Raw genomic sequence first — 18,515 nt, forward strand, 5'->3', positions numbered from 1 at the left:
CACCGAGCCGGGCGTGCCAGAGCAGGTGATCCCAATCCGGATGCGTGGAAAACCCCGCCACAACGGGCTGCCCCCATTCGGACAGGTCATTCGCGAGGCAGTCGATCTCGGAGCCGGTCACCCCGGGATCGATGAGCAGCACACCAGACCGGCCCTGCACCACGACGGCGTTGCTCTGCACGAACTCGCTCTCGTGGACCAGCACGCCCTCGGCGACCGGTCTCAGCACGAGCTCGCCTCCTTCGCATCCCGGATGGCGTAACGATGCATCGTGACGCCCCGCTCGAACGATCGCTGCTCCAACAGGCCGAGATCGATCGGCAGGTCGTAGTCGTCGAACAGCGGCCTGCCGAAGCCGAGGATCGCGGGATGGGTGAAGAGCAGCAGCTCGTCGAGAAGACCGGCCCGGAGCAGCTGTGTGGCGAGCGCCGCGCCGCCCACACTGATGCTGCCGTCGGTCTCGGCCCGCAGGGCTGCGAGTTGCTCGATGGCGTCGTCTCCGCCGATGATCCGAGTGTTGTGATCGGCACTGCGGCGCGTGCGGGAGACGAGCACCTTGGGCTTGGCAGTCCAGATCTCGCCGTACTCACGCATGACATCCGGCAGCGAGGCGTCCTCGCGTGCCCGCGGCCAGCATTCCTCCATGGCCTCGTAGTAGGCCCGGCCCTGGACCATGAGCGCGAGCGCCTGTGTCTGCGCGTTGGCCTCGCGGTGCAGCTCCTCGTCGATGCGCAGCCACTCGCCGGCGCCGTTGTCCCCCGGAACCTGCTCGATCCGCAGGTCAAGGGACACCTGCATCGAATAAACGAAACGTCCCACCAACTCTCCTTCCCTCTAGTGATTGCATTCTGCAACTACTATAGAGGGAGTGAAATGCCCGTCAAGGAGGAATCGTGGAACCACGGTCCGGATGTCCGATCAACGCCACCATCGAGGTGCTCGGAGACCGCTGGTCGCTGCTCGTGCTGCGCGACGTCATCTTCGGCGACCGCCGCTACTTCCGCGCGCTACTCACCGGGTCGATCGAGGGCATCGCCTCGAACATCCTCGCCGACCGCCTCAAGCGACTCGTCGATGCGGGGATCCTCACCCGAGGCACCGCGGTCCGCGGACAGCGCGCGCGCTTCAGCCTCACCGAAGCCGGCATCCAGACTCTTCCGATCATCTATGCACTCGGCAACTGGGGCCTCGACTGGAGCTCCGGCAACAACGAACTCCGCAGCCGACAGCAGCTCATGCGCGATGAGGGCCCGGCATTCATCGAAGAGCTCATGGACGAACTCCGCGTCCGCCACCTCGGCGCCCCGCCGAAGTCGCACGACGGTCCAGGCCCGTTCGAGCGCCTCGCCGCCGCCTACGCCGCAGCCGCCGAGCAAGGACACGCCGAATGACGGTGATGGAACGGCTCCCGCCCTGGCCTTCTTCAGCTCCGGCGGCTTGCCGCCACCGCGCACAAGACATCGCCATGAGACAGACGCACCGCCTGCCCGACATCGGATGACTCCGCAACGCCCCAGAGCCGTTTTGAACTCCGACCTTGCAGGATCCTGGTTGCTGACGAGGTCGTTCAACGTCCCCGTCTCCGGTATGTGTCAAGCCAAAAGGGACATCGGGGTGGTTATCGCTAAGCTGATGTCTCCTCGGGTTGGTGTTCGGGGCTTGGCGAACATCGGAACGAAAAGTCCCGCTAAGCGGGCTGGATTGAGCTCGTTATCGCTGAGAGTGATCATGGCCTGAGCGAGGCGACCGAACCGCTCATGCTCCGACGTCCTGGAGGTTGAAGGACATCCGTGTGGGATCGTGTGCCAACGTCGGGGCTCCTCAGCCCGGCACTGCGGTGGACTCGTCGAGTTGGAACTGAACCAAATAGTGCTCCGTTCCGGCCAGGGCTTCGTAGCCGGCCTCCCGCTCCGGGCTATCCAGGCCAGGGTGACGTACCCGGAGCTCTTGGACCGTGGACTGGACCCGTTCGCGTCCCCAGCCGGTGATCCGCACCCGGTGGTGTCCGGCCGGAACGGTCAGCACGTCGTGTTCGAAGCCGAGGGAAATCTGGTTGAGGGCCAACTCCCCGGTCGGCAGGAACAGGCGGAAGGTCTCCTGGACCTCATGCTCTTCGACGGGATCAGCCGGCGTGCCCTGCCAGTACTCCAATCTCACCGCCGGGTGAGCAAGGTCGGAGGCGACATTGACGAGGAACCCTGATCGCCCCGTGGACAACCAGTTACCCGCGGGAACATCGACCTCCTCGCCATCGGGGTCGGCGATCCCGAACATGCCGTAGTCGGCCTGGACCTCTAGGTCCGCACTGTCGAGCAGCCCACCCATGCGTACCCTCCACGGTTGGCTCAAGTCGATCGACTCTAGCGACGCCGACCGACACTTCCGTGGAATCCGCGGCATTTCCGCAACCCTGGGCGTTGGCGGGAACAGGACATGGCCTCAGGGCCACCACGGCTTGCGGTCGTCCTGGAACCTACTTGGCCCGGCTTGATAGCCGGGACGGATTCCGGGACGCGCGAGAGCCAAGACCAATCTCACCGCTAACGACTGCCCGCAGGTTCCTCGACCCCGAGTACGGTCCGGAGGGGGCCCGGCTTAACCCTTGGATGCGTGCGAGGGCGGCGCTGGACGCCTTCGTTGTGAAAGGCCGCTCGTACTTCCTCGTGCCGGGCGCCGTCAGGTACGGGTGATCGGCCGCGGTAGTGAGCCTACGTTCTACTTGGGGCTTTCGGGGTTCCCGCGGATGATGCGGTGAATGGTGGAGCGTCCGTCGCTGTACTCGGTGGCCAGGTCGGCAAGGGAGATCCGGCCTTCGGCGTAGCGGCGGCGGATGGAGCGGCGTGCGGGCTCGGACAGTTCGGGTTGCTTGCCTTTGAGCTTGCCGTTCTTCTTGGTCAGGGCCATGCCTTCGCGGGTGCGCTGGTGTCCGATGCCGGCTTCGAACTCGGCGAGCACGGCGAGGGTCTGGAGGAACAGTCGGCCGGAGGGTCGCTCCAGTCGTAGACGCTGGCGCCCAGGCCGAACAGCACGCCCCGGCCGGACAGGTCGGTGAGCAGGTCGTTGGCTTCGGCCATGTTGCGGGCGAACCGGTCGAACTCGGTGACGGTGAACACCGTCCCGTCCCAGACGGCGGCGAGTGCCTGGTCGAGGCCGGCCCGGTTGCGGTGGTTGGTGCCGGAGAATCCGCGGTCGATGCAGATGCGGCCCTGCGGGACGCCGAGCGCGAGCAGCTGCTCGGTCTGGATCACGACGTCTTGTCCGTCGGTGCCGCAGGGGGCGTTCACGCGCTCAAGTGTTGCGGATAAGGGGCCTTCACCGGAACAGCTATACGGAACACCTTGACCTGGGGTCCTGTTCTGGCCGGGTGGTGTTCTGTCGGGGGATCCCCTTACGGAACATCCGCCTGAGTGTGAAGTGTCCGGGTAGCCTGGCAAGATCCTCGCTCATGAACGACGTGGGGCTGCTCGACGTCCTGGACGACCCCCTGTGGACGAGATCGATCCCGAGTGCGGCACGCGGAATCGGTTGCGGCGTATGGCAGGGGTCGCGGTCGGACCGGAGCGGTGGGGGCGCGGCTCCAGCATCCTCAACCTGGACACCGTCTATCCCGTCACGCTCTACGTCATCCCTTACCTGGTCCGGTTAATCAAGGCCGGAATCCAAGCGCCGAGGTCGATCTCTCTCCTCGGAGAGATCTGCAAGGAGACCTTGAACCGTCCTGGGCACCTGGCCGGGGACGTCCAGCGGCCGTGCGGGCCGGGCTTCCGTTCCTGATCGACCTGATCGATGATGCCGATTCGCTGGTGCGCTGCCGTGCGGTGGAGGCGGTGGCGGCGTTCGGTGACCGTGAGGCGGTTCTTCCGGTCTCCGTGAGCGGCTGGAGGCCGAGCGGCATCCCTTCGTCCGCGACGAGCTGGGGTGTCGGTAAGACTCGTGCCATGAAGTACATGCGATTGGATTTCCCCAGGTCGTATGGGCTGTGATCACCGGACGGAGCAGACTCTGACAGGTCCGGCGCCCGGCGATCTGCAGCGCTGACCTGAGCTGGAGCAGACGCGCGTACCTCATGGCAGTTTCGTTGCCGACACCCCGAGGAGCGGCACGCGCGGTTCTGAGGGGGCCGGGGTGCAGTAATGCGTCCCGGCTACCCTCCGAGTTTCGGGCCGATTTCGCCGGGGCGGTCCGTCTGCGGGCTCACTCCCGCCACTGCCAGTCGGAAAAGCCGGTCGGCCTGGGCGGCAGGGTCGGGGTGGTGTTCGGTGGCCAGGGCGATGCCGACGACCATCGTGATCAGATCGGCGATGGTGACGTCCGGCGTGACCGCGCCGTCCCGCACGGCGCGGTGCAGCAGCGGGCCCGCCGCCTCCTCCAGGGTCGCCGAGCAGCTGTTCTGCTGGGCCGGGTCGGGTTCGGTGCCGTCGTAGGACAGCGCGGCCGCCAACCCCCGGGCGGCGACGCAGTAGGCAACCAGGTCGCCCAGCCACTGCAGGAGCGCGTCCCGGCTGTCGCCCTCGCCGGCCAGGTCGATGGCGCGGGCGTGCAGGGCCTCGATCCTCTTGCGGGAGACCGCCTCGAGCAGGGAGCGCCGGGTGGGGAAATGGCGGCGCACGGTCGCCGAACCGACCCCGGCGGCGCGGGCGATCTGCTCCAGCGATGCGCCGAAGCCGTGGGCGGCGACCTCCTCCTCGGCCACGGCGAGGATGCGCGCGTGATTGCGCCGGGCGTCCGCACGCTGGCTGTCGGGCATGGCGCCACCTCCGGGGTTGTAAAACGGCGGGGTCCGCCATATCGTACCGGAACATAAACGGCGGGGCCCACCGTTTATGTGGTCGAGCATCCGAGGAGCACCATGTCCACAGATTCCGCGCCCGTCCTGGTCACCGGCGCCACCGGCAAGCAGGGCGGGGCCACTGCCCGCGCCCTGCTTGCGGCGGGCGTCCCCGTCCGCGCGCTGGTACGCGACCCCGCCTCGGCCCGGGCCAGGGCCGTCGAAACGCTCGGCGCCGAACTTGTCGCCGGCGACCTCCAGGACCGCAGCTCCGTGGTCCGGGCGGCTGAGGGCGCCCGCGCCGTCTTCTCCGTGCAGATGGCCGCCGTGACCGCCGAAGGCTTCGACTTCGCGGGTGAGGTGGCCCAGGCCGTCAACCTCATCGAGGGCGCGAAGGCCGCCGGGGTGCCGCAGTTCGTGCAGACCTCCACCGTCGGCGCCGGGCAGCACACCCAGACTCCCGGCTGGGCCGAGGGCCGCTGGGCCTCGGTGGAACCCTCCATGACCGCCAAGGCCGCGATCCAGGACCACCTGCGCGTGGCCGGATTCCCTCGCTGGACGCTCATCAAGCCGGGCTTCTTCATGGAGAACTTCCTGCCCTCCATGGCATTCCTGTTCCCGCGCGGTGTCGAAGGAGGCCTGGTGAGCGTCCTGAAGCCCCGGACTCGGCTGTCCCTCGTCGCGACCGAGGACGTCGGCCGGGCCGCCGCCGCGGCCATCGCCGACCCGGAGCGATTCGACCGGATCGAGCTGGAGTTCGCGAGCGACCATCTGTCGATGGCCGAGATCGCCGAGATCCTCACCCGCTCCTTGGGCACACCGCTGTCCGCGCCGGACATGACCGAACAAGAAGCCCTCTCCGCCGGCATGCCCGCCATGGGCGCCTCACACGAATGGTTGAACGTGGCCGAACAGCCCGGCCGCCCGCAGTACGCCAGAGACCTCGGCATCCCGCTCACCAGCTTCGAGGAATGGGCGCAGAAGCATATGCACGCCCAGGCCTGACCCGGCAAACCCATGCCCCTGATCTGTCCAACGCGGTCTCGCTGCAGATCTCGCGGCTGGCGGGTGACTGCCATCCGCCAGGCCCGGAACGGCATCCGGTGATCCGGTGCTCGCGGGAGCCAGACGTTCACGGAGGAGCCCGCTACGCAGAGATGGGCGCCAGAAGGACTATCTGTCCGGGTATGAGCGCTAAGCGCCGCCAACGCCCGCAGGCACTTCCCGTCCGAGCAGGCGGCCCTCGAAATTGTCTCCCTCGCCGTGATGAGCCTGGATCCCACCGGTCGAGGCCGACAACGCTGGACCAACCGATGGGAAGCCGCACTCAACGCATTCGAGCTCGCCTTCGACGGCCGCCTGGCCGCCTGGCCGCCTGGCCGCCGGACACCGATAACACCGGACATGACGGTTACACCGAAACCGTTACAGACCCGCTGAGACAGGCGGCCGTGCCCGCGGGTGGCGTGAGCGAAGGATGGTCGGGCGCAGGGCGGGCGGTCACGCCTGCTGCGGCGGGCGGAGCGGCTCGCTGTCGAGGCCGGTTGCCAGACTCGCCGGTGATGCGGTGCGGCGTGGCCAGTTCCAGGCGGAGCGCAGGATGAAGGCCAGAAGAAGCACCTCGAGTCCGATGGAGAGGCCGTAGAAATAGGAGTAGGACCACGGCTCCCCTGCCGCGTTGAACACCGAGACGGGGATGTAGAGCGTTGCCACGACGAGGTTGATGGTGCGGTTGGCACGGGCGGGCAGTGTCGCGGAGAGCAGGATCATGAGGATCGGGATGGCCATGAGCGTGAGCGCGATGGCGACGAAGGTCGGGCCGAGGTCGAACTCGTGGACGATGCCGGCCAGGAGGTCGTCCACGAAGCCGGGCTTGTACAGGGCGAGGTAGTCGACGTAGATGTAGAGGAACATGAAACTGGTCCATGCTGCAGCGAGCTTGGCCTGCACGGGCAGGCGCAGATCTTCCAGCGTGCTCTGGGACGGCGGATTCCCTGGTGCGGTGTGGGATTGAGGCGTTCTCATCACCGTGCTCCTTGGCTTGATCAGGTGGGTGCTCCCACCTTCACGGATGTCGGCGGCGGGCACATCAGCCCCGGAGCCTGATCCGATCTGGTCGTTGGCACAACCGACCTCTTGTACTTTCGGCGGATACGCCGAACACGCCTTTTGTACTTTCGGCGGATGTACCGAACACGCGGGCTGCCTAGGCTGATCAAGGTGGCCACCAACGCACTCCGCTCGCTGTGGGCCGAACCTCGACCCACGAATCCCCCGGACCGGAGGCTGCGGGACCGGGCCCTGGTCGCGGTACTGATCTGCTGGTCCGTGCTGGAAGCGGTGCTCCGCGAGGACATGGCGCCGCTCCCGCTGCTGCTCATCGCCGCGCTCGCGGTCGTCGCCCCCCTTCCGTGGCGACGTACGCACCCGCTCGTCGCGGCCGTGGTGGCTTTCAGCACGGTGACGGTGGTCGACATCGTCCGAGTCCTCACCGGATCGCAAGGCACTCTGCCCTCGAGTGTCTCGGCCACCCTGGTCATCGCCTACGCCCTGTTCCGGTGGGGCTCCGGCCGGGAAGCCGCCAGCGGTCTCGGCGTCATCCTGCTCTGGCTGCCCATCACCTGCGTCGCCGAATCGGGCAGCGTGACGGAGACGGTCGCCGGATACGCGTTCTTCCTGTTCGCCGCCGCGCTCGGCGCCGCCATCCGCTACCGCACGAAGATCCGCATCCGCGACATCGACCAAGCCAAGGCCCGCGAACGCGAACTGCTCGCTCGTGAACTCCACGACACCGTCGCCCACCACGTCTCGGGCATCGCCATCCAGGCCCAGGCAGGACGTGCCATCGCGGCCTCCCACCCCGAGCGTGCCCTCGAGGCCCTGGCCGTCATCGAGGACGCAGCGACCCGCACCCTCACCGAGCTGCGCGCCATCGTCGGTGTGCTCCGCTCCCCCAAGGACACCGAGTTCGCGCCGCAGCCCGGCGTGGCCGAGGTCCAGCAGCTCGCCACCGACGGCCGGACGCGTCCCTGCGTCGAGGTGACGTTGTTCGGCGAGCTCGAAGACCTCAGCCCGGCGGTCGGGGCCGCGATCTACCGCCTGGCCCAGGAGTCCATCACCAACGCTCGACGGCACGCCCGCCACGCGACCCGGGTCACCGTCGCCGTCACAGGCGACGCCGACCAGGTACGGCTGACCATCGACGACGACGGCTCCGCCGCCGGCGGCCGCGCCCCGGCAGGCTACGGCCTGGTGGGCATGCGGGAACGCGCCTCACTACTCGGCGGCACCTTCCACGCAGGCCCCGCCGCCGAGCGGGGCTGGCGGGTAGAGGCGGTCCTGCCCCGAACCGGGACGCCACGATGAGCATCAGGGTCCTCATCGCCGACGACCAGCCCATCGTGCGCACCGGGCTGACCATGCTGCTCGACGCCCAACCCGGCATCGAAGTGGTCGGCGCGGCCGCCGACGGGCGCGAGGCAGTCCGCCTGGCGCTCCAGCTGCGCCCCGACGTCGGTCTGTTCGACATCCGGATGCCGCTGATGGACGGCATCGAAGCCACCCGGCGCCTCGCCGGCCCCGACGTCACCGACCCCCTGCCGATCGTGGTCATCACCACCTTCGACCTCGACGAGTACGTCCACGGGGCGCTCAAAGCCGGCGCCCGCGGGTTCCTACTCAAGGACGCCGGACCCGCCCTGTTGACCCAGGCCATCCATGCCGCCGCCGACGGGAACGCACTGATAGCGCCCAGCGTGACCGTCCGGCTGCTCGCAGCTTTCGCCCACGCAGAGACCCCACCACCGAGGCAGCCGATAGAGCCGCTCACCGCCCGCGAGGAGGAAGTCCTCGTATCTGTAGCCCGAGGCCGCACCAACAATGAGATCGCCGGCGAGCTCTACATCACCCCGAGCACCGTCAAAGCCCACCTCGCCAGCCTCATGCGAAAGCTCGGCGCCCGAAACCGCGTCGAGGTCGCCATGTGGGCCCACGAGACCGGCCGCATCTGACGCCGCAAAGGCTTCCGCCGCCGTTTATCGCCGGTCGTGGGTCTGTTGCTGCAGCATGACCGTGTCCGAGGCCACCCGCTTCTGAATCTGCCCGGCGCCCGAGGTCATGTAGTCGAACCCGTAGGTATCGACCTTCCCCAGCCGGTCCTCCACACCCGGTAGGCCGGCCAGGGCTGCGGCGAACCCTGTCACGCAGCAGGTCGGCGGCGACCACGGGTGCGATCTCCAGCGCGACGATCAGGGCGCAGGCGGGGCAGGTGCCAGGCAGAAGGTGGGGGTGGACTTCGAGGTGGTCGGTGGCGATGCGAACCGCCAGGCTGATCCGCCGCGCGAGGGCGTCACGCTCGGCCTGCAACCACCCGGTCCGGTCCTCGATCTCGACCTCGACTTCCTCGGCCCGGACCAGCGCCGCGTCGTAGCCGGTGGCCTTGCCCGCCGACTCGGTGGGGTCCAGAACTGGTGAGGTCGCGTAATCTGCGGGACCGTATTCTCGCTGCGCACTGGGGGCTCAGTCACTGTCGGTGGTGATCCGTAGGGTGGATCCCGGTATTCCATGGTGCTGGAGAGAGGGAGTCCGCGTGGGGTTCAAGGGCGGCATCTGGCGACTCATGCGGCAGGACGACCTGGTCGGCGCGATCACCATCGAGACCGCAGACTGGCCGTGGCTCAACGGCCGGTTCGCGGCCGGTCCGGCGTTCCCTGACCTGGAGCCGCTGTTCTCGCAGGAGCTGGCACTTCTCGATCACCTCGATGATGACTACGAGACATGGGAAGCGATCTATGAGCAGATTGCCAGCACGGTGCGCTTGGTAGCACCGCATGGGCCTGTCGCCGAGTTCTTGCTTCACATCCAGGACGACCAAGCCTGGTTCCGGTGGAGCGACGAACCGTTCGCCGAAGGCTAGGAGATCATCGCCTGGGCCTCTTCGCCGCCGCGTTGTGCGCGCTGCCCGCCGCTGCGCCCGCGCACGCGGCGACGGGCACGCTGGCCATCGACACCACGGTCCATACCAATCCCAGCGGCCCGCCGTCATCTTCAGAGAGCCGGGCAGCGTCGGCCAGGTCCTGGATATCGTGCTGCCCAACAGCAACACCACCAGCGAGTCCGGCACCAGTGCCTACGTCCAATGGCCCTCCGGCCGCTACGGCGAGCCCGCCGGGGCCAGGCCTCTCGCCCCGCCGTCCAGCAACGTGACGCCGCTTGACAGCGCGCTCGCTCGGGGCGCAAGAAGCCGTGGTTTCACATCCGCCTCCTTGGCCCAAGCCGCCTTACCGTGACGCCGGAGCGGCCTCATCGGCCCTCCGCTCGGGTTGGTGCGACGAGCCTCAAAGTAGCTCTGTGTGGCATTTCAGAATCAAAACGTAACGGTCACGGGCGGGTGATACTGGTCAGACCCGGTCCAGGGGTCGGTGCGGACCGCTGGGAAGCTCCACTTCGATCGTGTCGCCGGGGCGCACTACGCCGCCTTCCCTCACGATGCTCATGATTCCGGCCTTGCGCACGATGTTCCCCACCTCGTCGCGGCCGACGACCTGCTTCAGCAGCCCGTCCCGGAAGTTGTCGATCTGCAGGCAGGGATTGCGCAGGCCGGTGACCTCCAGAACGGCGGAATCGCCGATGCGCAGCAATGTGCCGACCGGCAAACCGAGCAGATCGATGCCGCCCGTGGTGATGTTCTCGCCGAGTTCGCCGGGCGCCACCTTGAAGCCTTCCTCACCGACCTCGGCGAAGAGCTCTTCATGAATGAGGTGGACCTGGCGCAGGTTCGGCTGGGTGGGATCCTGTGCGACGCGCGAGCGGTGCTTGACCGTCACACCAGCATGCACGTCCCCCTCCACACCGAGACCGGCGAGCAGTCTGACGCTGTTCCGGTTCGGCTTGGTGAACGAATACTCCCCGTTGCTGCTGACCGCCGTCACTCGCCCGCTCATACCCCGCAACCCCCTCGTCGGCAACCATGATCAGCCATGAGCCTAGGGCGTGTCGTCAAAGTGTCACAGCCACATCAGCAGAGCGGCCAGGGTGACCGCAGCTTGGAAGGAGTCGGCGGTCTTGCAGTAACGGGTGACGATCCCCCGCCACTGCTTAAGCCGATTGAAGCAGCGCTCCACCACATTGCGCTACCGGTAGAAGCCCTTGTCGAAGACCGGTGGCCGACCACCGCGGCTACCGCGCCACTGCCGGTCGCGGACCTGGTCCCTGCGTTCGGGAATCGTCACGGCGATACCGCGGCAGCGCAGATGGGCGCGGATGGCCTTGGTGCTGTAACCCTTATCGCCGATCACACGATCAAGTCGCACCCAAAGCCGGCCAAACCCGAGTCCGGACACCCGGAAGGCGTCCATCAGGCGCGTGAACCGGGTGCAGTCATTGACGTTCCCGCCGGTCAGCACGAACGCCAGCGACCGACCTCGCCCGTCACACACCACATGGATCTTGCAGGTCAGACCGCCTCTCGAGCGGCCGAGTGCCTGACGCCCCCTTTTCGAGCCCAGCCGCGTGCTGGTGGGCGCGCACGATGGTGGAGTCCACCGAGACCAGCCAATCGACGTCCCCGACCGCATCCGCCCGCGCCTGCACCGCGGCCGGCATCGCCGTGAACGTGCCATCGGCCGCCCACCTGCGGAACCGGGTGTGCAGGGAGCGCCAGGACCCGTACCGCTCGGGAACGTCCTGCCAGACCACACCCGAGCGGAACTCGAACACGATCCCGTTCAGCACCCGCCGGTCATCGGCCTGCGGACGACTCATCGCCTGCCTGGGCAGCAACGGCTCCAGCACCGTCCATTCGGCATCGGTCAGCTCATGACGACGAACCACGTCCTACACCGTCCACACCAGCAGACCACTACGCCCCTACTTTGACGACACGGCCTAGCGGTGGACGTGCTGGGCTGCGTGATCGCAGTGACGGTGAGCACCGCCAGCACCCACGACAACGCCATCGGGACCGAACTGCTGGGCCGCGTCGCCATCGACAACCCCTGGGTGGCCACCGCGCGGGTGGACGCCAGGTTCAAGAACACCGTCGCCGCCCACGGCGCTCGGTTGGGCATCGAGGTCGTCACCGTGCTGCGCGACCCCGAGACGCGCGGGTTCGTGCCGCTGCCCAAGCGGTGGGTGGTCGAACAGGTCTATGGCATCCTGATGCTCCACCGCCGCCTGGTCCTCGACCGCGAGACCCGCACCACCACCCCACGCCCTGGGGCCTGGCCGCCTGACCACCGACCCGCTGCGGCCCGAGGCACTGCTGCGCCGACTGGACGAGCGCACCCTCTCAGAACCTGCCGGTGGCCAGGACGAGTGCGCCGAACAGGTGGCGGACTCCGTTGTTCGGCAACACTGAAGCGGCGGGTATCCGTGCGAGGGTGCCGCGCCCCATCGGGGCCGATTGCAGGGGGCATCAGGTCGGGAGGGTTGTGCGGGGGGCTGCCTGCGTCAGTTGGCGGGCTGATCGGCGGGCGGCTTCGGTGAAGGCGGTCATTGCGGCGGTGCTGTCGCCCATGCGCCAGACCAGGCTGTATCTGACCGGGTCCGCGTCGGTGAGGGGGAGGTAGGAGATGCCCGGGCGGGTGTAGTAGGTCATCGTGTGGGCGGCCGCGAGGAGGACGCCTCGGCCGGCCGCGACCAGCATCAGGGCCTCCTGCATGTTGGTCACCGCCGGGCCGCGCGCTATCGGGCGGCCGAGCGGAGTGTGCGACGGGACGTGCTGTTCCAGCCAGTAGTCCGGCAGTTCACCCGCGATCGTCAGGAGGGGCGTGTCGGCGAGGTCCTCCATGGACACCGAGTCCCGTGCGGAGAGCGGGTGCGTCGAGGAGACGGCGAGGACGCGTTCCTCGGCGAACAGCGCCGGGCCGCCGCTCAGGTCGTCCTCGCGCACGGGGAACTCCTGGAACTGGATGTCGAAGTCGCCGCTGCGCAACTGGCCGTACGGGTCGGACAGCGGGATCTCGCAGATCTCCACGGCGAGTCCGGGATGGCTGACCCGCAGTGCCTCCGTCGCCTTCAGCACGATCTCGCCCGTCAGCGGGTTGGAGAATCCGACGTGCAACACGGTGTCGACACCGCGGGCGGTGGCGACGGCACGGGCGAGGGCGGCCTCCATGGCGCGGTGGTGCGGCCCCAGGTCCGCGCGCAACTGCCTGCCCAAGGAGGTGAGGGCGACGCGGCGGCTGGTGCGCACGAACAGCGGGGCGCCGACGCGCCGCTCCAGGCGCTGCACCAGCTGGCTCACCCGGGCGCGGGAGAGCCTCATCCGGTCAGCTGTGCGGCCGAAGTGCAGCTCGTCGGCGAGCAGCAGAAAGCACTCGACTTCATCGCGTTCCATCACATCTCCCAGGTGAGACCGGATCGGTAAGCCCGGCTGAACGAACATCGAGATCTTCGTCGTTGTTCCGGTCGGGCGCCCTGGCCGAGAGTGAGGGAGCCGCCGGGGAAAGCCCAAAGCCGCACCGAGGCGGCCCCCCTTTTCTCACCCTTGCTCAGGAGTCGAATCGACATGAGTGCGCAAAAAACAGCGCCCGTCCCGCTCAGCGCCCGCGACTGGGGCGTGCTGCTCGTCCTGTGCGGTGCGATTTTCCTGGAGGGCGTCGACGTCGCCATGCTCAACGTGGCCCTGCCCTCCATCCGAGCCGATCTCGGCCTGTCCACCGGATCACTGCAGTGGGTCATGAGCGCCTACGTCCTCGGGTACGGCGGCTTCATGCTCATCGGCGGGCGCGCCGCCGATCTCTTCGGGCGGCGCCGGATGTTCGTCTTCTGGCTCGCGGTCTTCCTGGTCTTCTCCGGGTTCGGCGGGTTCGCCACGGAGACCTGGATGCTGGTCACCGCTCGATTCGCCACCGGAGTGGCCGCCGCCTTCATGACCCCGGCCGGCCTGTCCATCATCACCACCGGCTTCGAGGAGGGCCCGCGACGCGACAAGGCGCTGCTCTTCTACTCCGGCACCGCGGCGGGCGGATTCTCGATCGGACTGGTCGTGGGCGGCCTGCTCACCTCGGTCGACTGGCGCTGGGTGTTCTTCGCGCCGGGCTTGCTCTCCGCCCTGATCCTGCTCGCCGCGCTCGTCCTCGTCCCGAAGGCGCCGCGACCCGACCGCGCCGGCCAGAGCCTCGATCTCGCCGGCGGCCTCTCCATCACCGTGGCGATCCTGCTCCTGGTCCTCGGCGTCGAACGCGCGAGCCACACGTCGCCCGCGTGGACCGTCGGCACGCTCGGGGCGGGCCTCGCCGCCCTCGCCGCGTTCGTCGCCGTCGAACGCCGCTCGGCTGACCCCCTGGTCCGGCTCGGCATCTTCCGCAACGGCTCCCTGGTGCGCGCCAACGCCGCCGGGCTGCTCTTCGCGGCGGGCTTCTTCGGCTTCCAGTTCCTCGTCGTCCTCTATCTCCAGGAGCTGCGCGGCTGGTCGACGCTCGAGACCAGCTTCGCGATGATCGTCATCGGGGTCGATGCGATCCTCTCGCCGCTCCTCGTCCCCAGGCTCGTCGCCCGCTTCGGCAACGCCAGGCTGATCCTCGGTGGGCTGCTCCTGGCGTCGCTGTCGTACGCCCTCTTCCTGCCGGTCGGCGCCGACTGGACCTACCTCGCCATGCTCCCGAGCCTGCTCCTGCTCGGTGTCGCCTTCGCGCTGGCCTACGGTCCGCTCACGATCGTCGCCACCAAGGACGTCAAGGAGGAGGAGCAGGGCCTCGCGGGCGGGCTCCTCTACACCTCGTTCCAGTTCGGTGCGGCGCTGGGCCTCTCCGCGACCGCGACCGTCAACGTCTTTGCCACCGTGTCGGATTCACCCACCGCGTTGCTCGACGGCTACCGGGCGGCGCTCTGGGTGCCGCTCGCAGCGGCCCTGCTCGCGGCCCTCATCAGCGCATTCGGAATGCGCTCCCGCCGGTCCGCGGCCGGCCGTACGACCGGTGAGTACGGGCGACCGGCCGGCGACCGGGAATCCGAGATCCCCGTCTCCCGCTGACACCACACCCACGCCACGAAGGAGTGATCCACATGCCCACGACCAGAGTCGACGGCTTCGCCGACCTTCAGGACACCTTCTTCAGCTACATACGCGACATCAAGTACGCCACGATGATCACCGTCGACCGGAAGGGCCGGCCCCGCGCCAGGGTCCTGCTTCCGGTCTGGGAGGTCGTCGACGGCCGTCCCGTCGGCTGGCTGGCGGCGTACAGGACGCCCGTCAAAACGGCGCATCTGGCGAACAGCCCGCACACGACGTACTCTTACTGGAATCCCCGCCAGAACGCCGTCCACGTCGACGCCCTCTCCACCTGGGCCGATTCCGCGACAGACAGGCGCCATGCCTGGGATCTCTACCTCCAGGGCGGTCCGTCAGGCGTGGGCTACGATCCGGTCCGCTACTGGCGGGGCGGCCCCGACGACCCCGCCTACCAGGTGATCCGCATCGAACCGTGGCGCGTCCAGCTGGTCCGCGGTTCGGACCTGCACAGCACCCTCTGGCAACCGGGAACTACCTGGCACCTCCTCTCGGCCGGCAGCGGGACCGACGGTAACCGCGGTGTCCCAGGTGCGACGAGAGATCTCACGGCCGAACACCTTAGTAACGCCGACTGACATTCCGCGGCGGACCATTCTTGATGCTGGACGGGCAAAGGGACGTTGGCGGGAACCGAGGTCACGGTGAGCGGTCGTCGCGGGAGTGGGCGCCGGTGCGGTTTTCAGGTGAGGGGCCAGTTGCGCAGGGCGGCGTCGGCCATCTCCTGGAGTTCCTCGCGGCCCGGCGCCGCTCGCGACTTGCACGGCGATGCCGAATGCCAAGGTGGTGACGTAGCGGGCCAGGGGCTTGAGCAGCAATGGAACGGTCAGTCACATTAAGAGCCGCCCACCAGGCTCCTTAACGTGACTGGCCGTCCGTATGCGGGTCGCGGCTATGGACTGTGGTCTGCGGCCGCTCGGGCTTCGCTGATGGTCTTGTGGACGACGCCGATGGAGACTTTCACGCCGGCGGCGATGGTGCGGATGGATTCCCCGCGTCGGTGGCGGTCGAGGATCGCGGCGCGTTCGTCGTCGTCGACGACGTCCGCACAGGCGGGCAGACCGCCGAACGGGGGGAAGCTCAAGCCCCTGTGAGTTCGTAGCCGGCCTCCTCGACGGCGGCGCGCACGTCCTCGGCGTCGAGGCCCTCGTCGCTGGTCACCGACACCCTGCCGGTATCGACGTCCACCACGACGGCGGTGACGCCGACGATACGTTCGATCTCCTCGGTGACGAAGGCGGCGCAGTGTCCGCAGGTCATACCGGCGACGGTGTAACTGCTCTCGGTCATGCCGATGCGTCCCTTCCGCCGGATGCGGCGGGCGCCGCCTGGTCCGGGTCGGCGGCAGGGACGGTCCGAGTGAGCATGTGCGCTTCGCGCATCCGCCCGTCGGCGGTGAACCGCCCGAAGAAACAGACCTCGATCGCGAGGTACTTGCCGCGTCGCTGGACGTGCAAGGTGTAGCGGGCAGCGATCCGGTCACCGTTTGCGATGGCCTCGTGTACCTCTGTCCGGTTACTAGGTCGGGTTTTACGTATCGGACGGGTGTGCGCGATGAGCTTCTCGCGGTCCATCCGGTGACCGTCGGCGACCTGGACGATGTCCGGAGCGTGGTACCGGTCGAAGACCAGCGCTGGATCCTCGTCGCTCTGCAGCAACTCCTCGTGGAAAGACTTGAAGAAGTCGGCGATGAACTGCTTCGGATCGGTGTCGGCAAGTGTGCGCATGGTGCTCCTGTCGGCGGACGCACGATCTCTTACACGCTGTAAGATATGACCAGGTCTATAAATTTGGCAAGGTGTAAGAGATGTCCTCGTCCCCGGTTCGCAACCGTCGCTCCGATGCCCGCCGCAGCAGGGCCGCCATCCTGGACGCCGCCGTCCAGATCCTCGACGCCCAGCCCGATGCCGGAATGGAAACGATCGCCGCGGCCGCCGGCGTGACCCGCCAGACCGTCTACGCGCACTTCCCCTCTCGAGAGCAGTTGCTGCTTGCGGTCGCCGACCGCATCACCGAGGAGGTCGTCGCCGCCATCGATGCCATCGAACCTCAGGCCGGACCGGCCACTGACGCTCTGCTGCGCCTGCTCGACGCCAGCAAGCAGGCAGCTCACCGCTACCCCGCACTGCTGCAGAGAATCAGCGCACTGCCGATCAGCCCCCAGGCCGACCATGACCGGCATTCGCCTGTCACCGACCGGATCGGGCAGGTGATCGAACGCGGCCAGCAGACCGGGGAGTTCGACGATCGGCTCCCGCTCGGCTGGCTGGTCGCCGCCACCGTGAAGCTCGCCCACAGTGCAAGCGAGGAACAGCAAGCCGGCCGAATGTCCGGCCAGGAAGCCGAACACGCGCTTCGCACCAGCGTGCTGCGCATGCTCGGTGCGGCCCCAGAAGACGGTTCCTCCTGCTCTCAGTAGCCCAGAGGAGTTCCTACGCGATCAAGTCCCGACGGCCCGCCTCCTGGACCATCCCGCCAGGAGGTGATCAGCCGGGCCCCAGCGCACTGGTGAGTTCGGCAATCACCTCGGCCGAGGGGCGGAAGTAGCGGCGCACGTTCTCGGCCTTCTTGTGCCGGGGGCTTGGCCATCAGCATCAGCAGGCTCACACCCGCCTCACCCAGGTGGGGTCTCCGACTGGCGGAGTCACGTATTCAACTGTCGCGAATTCGGTCGATCTCGAGAGCCGAGATGACCCTCTGTCATGAACTGCCTGGAAGTTGGGATGATCTGCCGCATGAAGGACGGCGTGACCTATGAAGAGGCGATCCAGGCGGTTGAAGCCCATGTGCGCAACTTCTTCTCCGGCCATCCGATCGACTCCACTCGCTATGACCTCGGGACCGGGCGACGAGAGGCTCTGCCCGGATTCCGGATCCTGACCGCAGGCCCCGGATCACGGGTCGACGGCTGGACCTACGTCACCGCCGGCTGCTGGGGTGCGGTGAACGACGACGGGCACGGCCGGGAGTTCATACTGTCAGCACCCGTGCGGGATGAGAGTTTCGCCGAACTGCTCGCAATGGTCGCCTACTACCACCTCTCCCATCGCCTCGACCTCGAACACGGCATGCCTATCGGGCGCCCATGGGTTCCAGGTTCCGCCTGCGACCACCTCCTCATCTGCCTGCCCTACCTTCACGGTCCCGGTCTCGAACACTGCCCTGTGCCCACCGGACACGCCCGCCTGCTCTGGACGCTCCCGGTCACCACGGCCGAAATGGAGTTCCGCCGCGAGCACGGCCACGAAGCACTCGAAGACCGCTTCGATCAAGCCGGCATCGTTCCCACCGATCCCCATCGCCCGTCCGTCGTTTGACCCGCCCTGTGACGACAACGGCTTCTACAGCCCTCGACCGGGAACTCACGCATTCAACTGTCGTCAGTTCTTCGCTCGGGTAGCGGTCGTGATGACCGTGTGTGGAGTTCTCACAGCTTCTCCCCGTCTCCGACGGTTGCAGCGCGGGCGAGTTCACTGAGGACCCCTCTGGCCGCTTGATCCCGAGTTCGCTCCCGGACGGCGTTGCCTCGTCTTCGGCTGCCTCCTGATCACTCATGCGTGTAGGTGTGCACCGTGACCCTGTAAGGCGAGCGTCGGTAAATCGCGCTCTCTGCAGCCTGGTGGCGGGTGAGCGCCCGCTCTGGTCCGGGTGGCGCTGATGTGCCCTGCCGATTCCGGACAGCTTATTTGCGGTTAGTTCACGCCGCGAGCTGCCGTTCGAGGTACTCGTTGT

Annotated in this window: 22 protein-coding genes and 3 pseudogenes; 12 read left to right on the forward strand and 13 right to left on the reverse strand. The window is 67.8% G+C overall.

Features of this window, described 5'->3' with window-relative positions; genetic code table 11:
• Together ABD140_RS38660 and ABD140_RS38665 are read right to left on the reverse strand one after the other, a co-directional pair.
• A partial coding sequence (locus ABD140_RS38660; protein ID WP_344247811.1) for an MBL fold metallo-hydrolase occupies positions 1-229 on the reverse strand: 229 nt, incomplete at its 3' end.
• Positions 223-819 carry a dihydrofolate reductase family protein gene (locus ABD140_RS38665; RefSeq protein ID WP_344247813.1) on the reverse strand — a complete coding sequence of 199 codons (597 nt, stop codon included), beginning with the start codon at positions 817-819 and terminating at the stop codon, positions 223-225. The genes ABD140_RS38665 and ABD140_RS38660, both read right to left, overlap by 7 nt.
• A gap of 74 nt (positions 820-893) precedes the next feature.
• Here ABD140_RS38665 and ABD140_RS38670 point away from each other — a divergent pair, with 74 nt between their 5' ends.
• Complete coding sequence (locus tag ABD140_RS38670; protein ID WP_344247815.1) at positions 894-1,391, forward strand: winged helix-turn-helix transcriptional regulator; 498 nt, start codon at positions 894-896, stop codon at positions 1,389-1,391.
• A 430-nt stretch (positions 1,392-1,821) separates the two neighbouring features.
• Here ABD140_RS38670 and ABD140_RS38675 read toward each other — a convergent pair whose 3' ends face one another.
• The 3 genes and pseudogenes from ABD140_RS38675 to ABD140_RS38685 all read right to left on the reverse strand — a co-directional run.
• Positions 1,822-2,325, reverse strand: a complete 504-nt coding sequence (locus ABD140_RS38675) for a hypothetical protein (RefSeq protein WP_344247818.1) — start codon at positions 2,323-2,325, stop codon at positions 1,822-1,824.
• A 390-nt stretch (positions 2,326-2,715) separates the two neighbouring features.
• Entirely contained in the window at positions 2,716-2,904 is a 189-nt protein-coding gene (locus ABD140_RS38680; protein WP_344247820.1) for a hypothetical protein, read from the reverse strand.
• Between the two features lie 33 nt (positions 2,905-2,937).
• A pseudogene (locus ABD140_RS38685) lies at positions 2,938-3,284 on the reverse strand (recombinase family protein); the annotation flags it as partial.
• Between the two features lie 202 nt (positions 3,285-3,486).
• Between ABD140_RS38685 and ABD140_RS38690 the strand changes: the two are divergent.
• On the forward strand, positions 3,487-3,774 hold the full coding sequence (locus tag ABD140_RS38690) for a hypothetical protein (protein WP_344247824.1): 288 nt from the start codon (positions 3,487-3,489) through the stop codon (positions 3,772-3,774).
• Positions 3,775-4,144: 370 nt separating this feature from the next.
• Here ABD140_RS38690 and ABD140_RS38695 read toward each other — a convergent pair whose 3' ends face one another.
• Positions 4,145-4,747 carry a TetR/AcrR family transcriptional regulator gene (locus ABD140_RS38695; RefSeq protein WP_344247826.1) on the reverse strand — a complete coding sequence of 201 codons (603 nt, stop codon included), beginning with the start codon at positions 4,745-4,747 and terminating at the stop codon, positions 4,145-4,147.
• 102 nt (positions 4,748-4,849) lie between these two features.
• Here ABD140_RS38695 and ABD140_RS38700 point away from each other — a divergent pair, with 102 nt between their 5' ends.
• Complete coding sequence (locus tag ABD140_RS38700; protein WP_344247828.1) at positions 4,850-5,773, forward strand: NmrA family NAD(P)-binding protein; 924 nt, start codon at positions 4,850-4,852, stop codon at positions 5,771-5,773.
• Between the two features lie 204 nt (positions 5,774-5,977).
• Positions 5,978-6,208 (forward strand): annotated as a pseudogene (locus tag ABD140_RS38705) (hypothetical protein); the annotation flags it as partial.
• 60 nt (positions 6,209-6,268) lie between these two features.
• Here the strand turns inward: ABD140_RS38705 and ABD140_RS38710 are convergent.
• Positions 6,269-6,793 carry a DUF6326 family protein gene (locus ABD140_RS38710; RefSeq protein WP_344247830.1) on the reverse strand — a complete coding sequence of 175 codons (525 nt, stop codon included), beginning with the start codon at positions 6,791-6,793 and terminating at the stop codon, positions 6,269-6,271.
• A gap of 195 nt (positions 6,794-6,988) precedes the next feature.
• Here ABD140_RS38710 and ABD140_RS38715 point away from each other — a divergent pair, with 195 nt between their 5' ends.
• The 4 genes from ABD140_RS38715 (at position 6,989) to ABD140_RS38730 (ending at position 9,683) form a co-directional block, all read left to right on the forward strand.
• Complete coding sequence (locus tag ABD140_RS38715) at positions 6,989-8,134, forward strand: sensor histidine kinase (protein WP_344247832.1); 1,146 nt, start codon at positions 6,989-6,991, stop codon at positions 8,132-8,134.
• The gene (locus ABD140_RS38720; protein WP_344247834.1) at positions 8,131-8,778 is read left to right on the forward strand and encodes a response regulator; all 648 of its coding nucleotides are present in this window, start codon (positions 8,131-8,133) and stop codon (positions 8,776-8,778) included. The genes ABD140_RS38715 and ABD140_RS38720 overlap by 4 nt, the downstream gene beginning before the upstream one ends.
• Before the next feature lie 277 nt (positions 8,779-9,055).
• A complete protein-coding gene (locus ABD140_RS38725; protein ID WP_344247836.1) occupies positions 9,056-9,241 on the forward strand; it encodes a hypothetical protein in 186 nt (61 codons plus the stop codon).
• Positions 9,242-9,356: 115 nt separating this feature from the next.
• Complete coding sequence (locus ABD140_RS38730; RefSeq protein ID WP_344247838.1) at positions 9,357-9,683, forward strand: hypothetical protein; 327 nt, start codon at positions 9,357-9,359, stop codon at positions 9,681-9,683.
• A gap of 484 nt (positions 9,684-10,167) precedes the next feature.
• Here ABD140_RS38730 and ABD140_RS38735 read toward each other — a convergent pair whose 3' ends face one another.
• The 3 genes and pseudogenes from ABD140_RS38735 to ABD140_RS38745 all read right to left on the reverse strand — a co-directional run bounded on the left by ABD140_RS38735 (position 10,168) and on the right by ABD140_RS38745 (position 13,106).
• Positions 10,168-10,710, reverse strand: coding sequence for an MOSC domain-containing protein (locus tag ABD140_RS38735; RefSeq protein WP_344247840.1), 543 nt, complete (start codon positions 10,708-10,710; stop codon positions 10,168-10,170).
• Positions 10,711-10,773: 63 nt separating this feature from the next.
• A pseudogene (locus tag ABD140_RS38740) lies at positions 10,774-11,599 on the reverse strand (IS5 family transposase).
• Between the two features lie 583 nt (positions 11,600-12,182).
• A complete protein-coding gene (locus ABD140_RS38745; RefSeq protein WP_344247842.1) occupies positions 12,183-13,106 on the reverse strand; it encodes a LysR family transcriptional regulator in 924 nt (307 codons plus the stop codon).
• Between the two features lie 171 nt (positions 13,107-13,277).
• Between ABD140_RS38745 and ABD140_RS38750 the strand changes: the two genes are divergently transcribed.
• Together ABD140_RS38750 and ABD140_RS38755 are read left to right on the forward strand one after the other, a co-directional pair.
• Complete coding sequence (locus tag ABD140_RS38750; RefSeq protein WP_344247845.1) at positions 13,278-14,744, forward strand: MFS transporter; 1,467 nt, start codon at positions 13,278-13,280, stop codon at positions 14,742-14,744.
• A gap of 32 nt (positions 14,745-14,776) precedes the next feature.
• Positions 14,777-15,361, forward strand: coding sequence for a pyridoxamine 5'-phosphate oxidase family protein (locus tag ABD140_RS38755; RefSeq protein WP_344247847.1), 585 nt, complete (start codon positions 14,777-14,779; stop codon positions 15,359-15,361).
• 314 nt (positions 15,362-15,675) lie between these two features.
• On the opposite strand, the gene ABD140_RS38760 is transcribed toward ABD140_RS38755, so the two are convergent.
• Genes ABD140_RS38760 through ABD140_RS38770 form a run of 3 tightly spaced genes read right to left on the reverse strand, consistent with a single transcriptional unit; the run spans position 15,676 to position 16,510 of the window.
• Complete coding sequence (locus ABD140_RS38760) at positions 15,676-15,867, reverse strand: helix-turn-helix domain-containing protein (protein ID WP_344247849.1); 192 nt, start codon at positions 15,865-15,867, stop codon at positions 15,676-15,678.
• Positions 15,864-16,073, reverse strand: coding sequence for a heavy-metal-associated domain-containing protein (locus tag ABD140_RS38765; protein ID WP_344247851.1), 210 nt, complete (start codon positions 16,071-16,073; stop codon positions 15,864-15,866). Before ABD140_RS38765 ends, ABD140_RS38760 begins: the two co-directional genes overlap by 4 nt.
• Positions 16,070-16,510 carry a nuclear transport factor 2 family protein gene (locus ABD140_RS38770; RefSeq protein WP_344247853.1) on the reverse strand — a complete coding sequence of 147 codons (441 nt, stop codon included), beginning with the start codon at positions 16,508-16,510 and terminating at the stop codon, positions 16,070-16,072. The genes ABD140_RS38765 and ABD140_RS38770 overlap by 4 nt, the downstream gene beginning before the upstream one ends.
• A gap of 80 nt (positions 16,511-16,590) precedes the next feature.
• Here ABD140_RS38770 and ABD140_RS38775 point away from each other — a divergent pair, with 80 nt between their 5' ends.
• Complete coding sequence (locus ABD140_RS38775) at positions 16,591-17,202, forward strand: TetR/AcrR family transcriptional regulator (RefSeq protein ID WP_344247855.1); 612 nt, start codon at positions 16,591-16,593, stop codon at positions 17,200-17,202.
• Between the two features lie 316 nt (positions 17,203-17,518).
• Entirely contained in the window at positions 17,519-18,100 is a 582-nt protein-coding gene (locus ABD140_RS38780; RefSeq protein WP_344247857.1) for a suppressor of fused domain protein, read from the forward strand.
• Positions 18,101-18,515: the final 415 nt, after the last annotated feature.

The organism is Actinocorallia libanotica (genome assembly GCF_039525175.1).
GTDB classification, from domain to species: domain Bacteria; phylum Actinomycetota; class Actinomycetes; order Streptosporangiales; family Streptosporangiaceae; genus Actinocorallia; species Actinocorallia libanotica.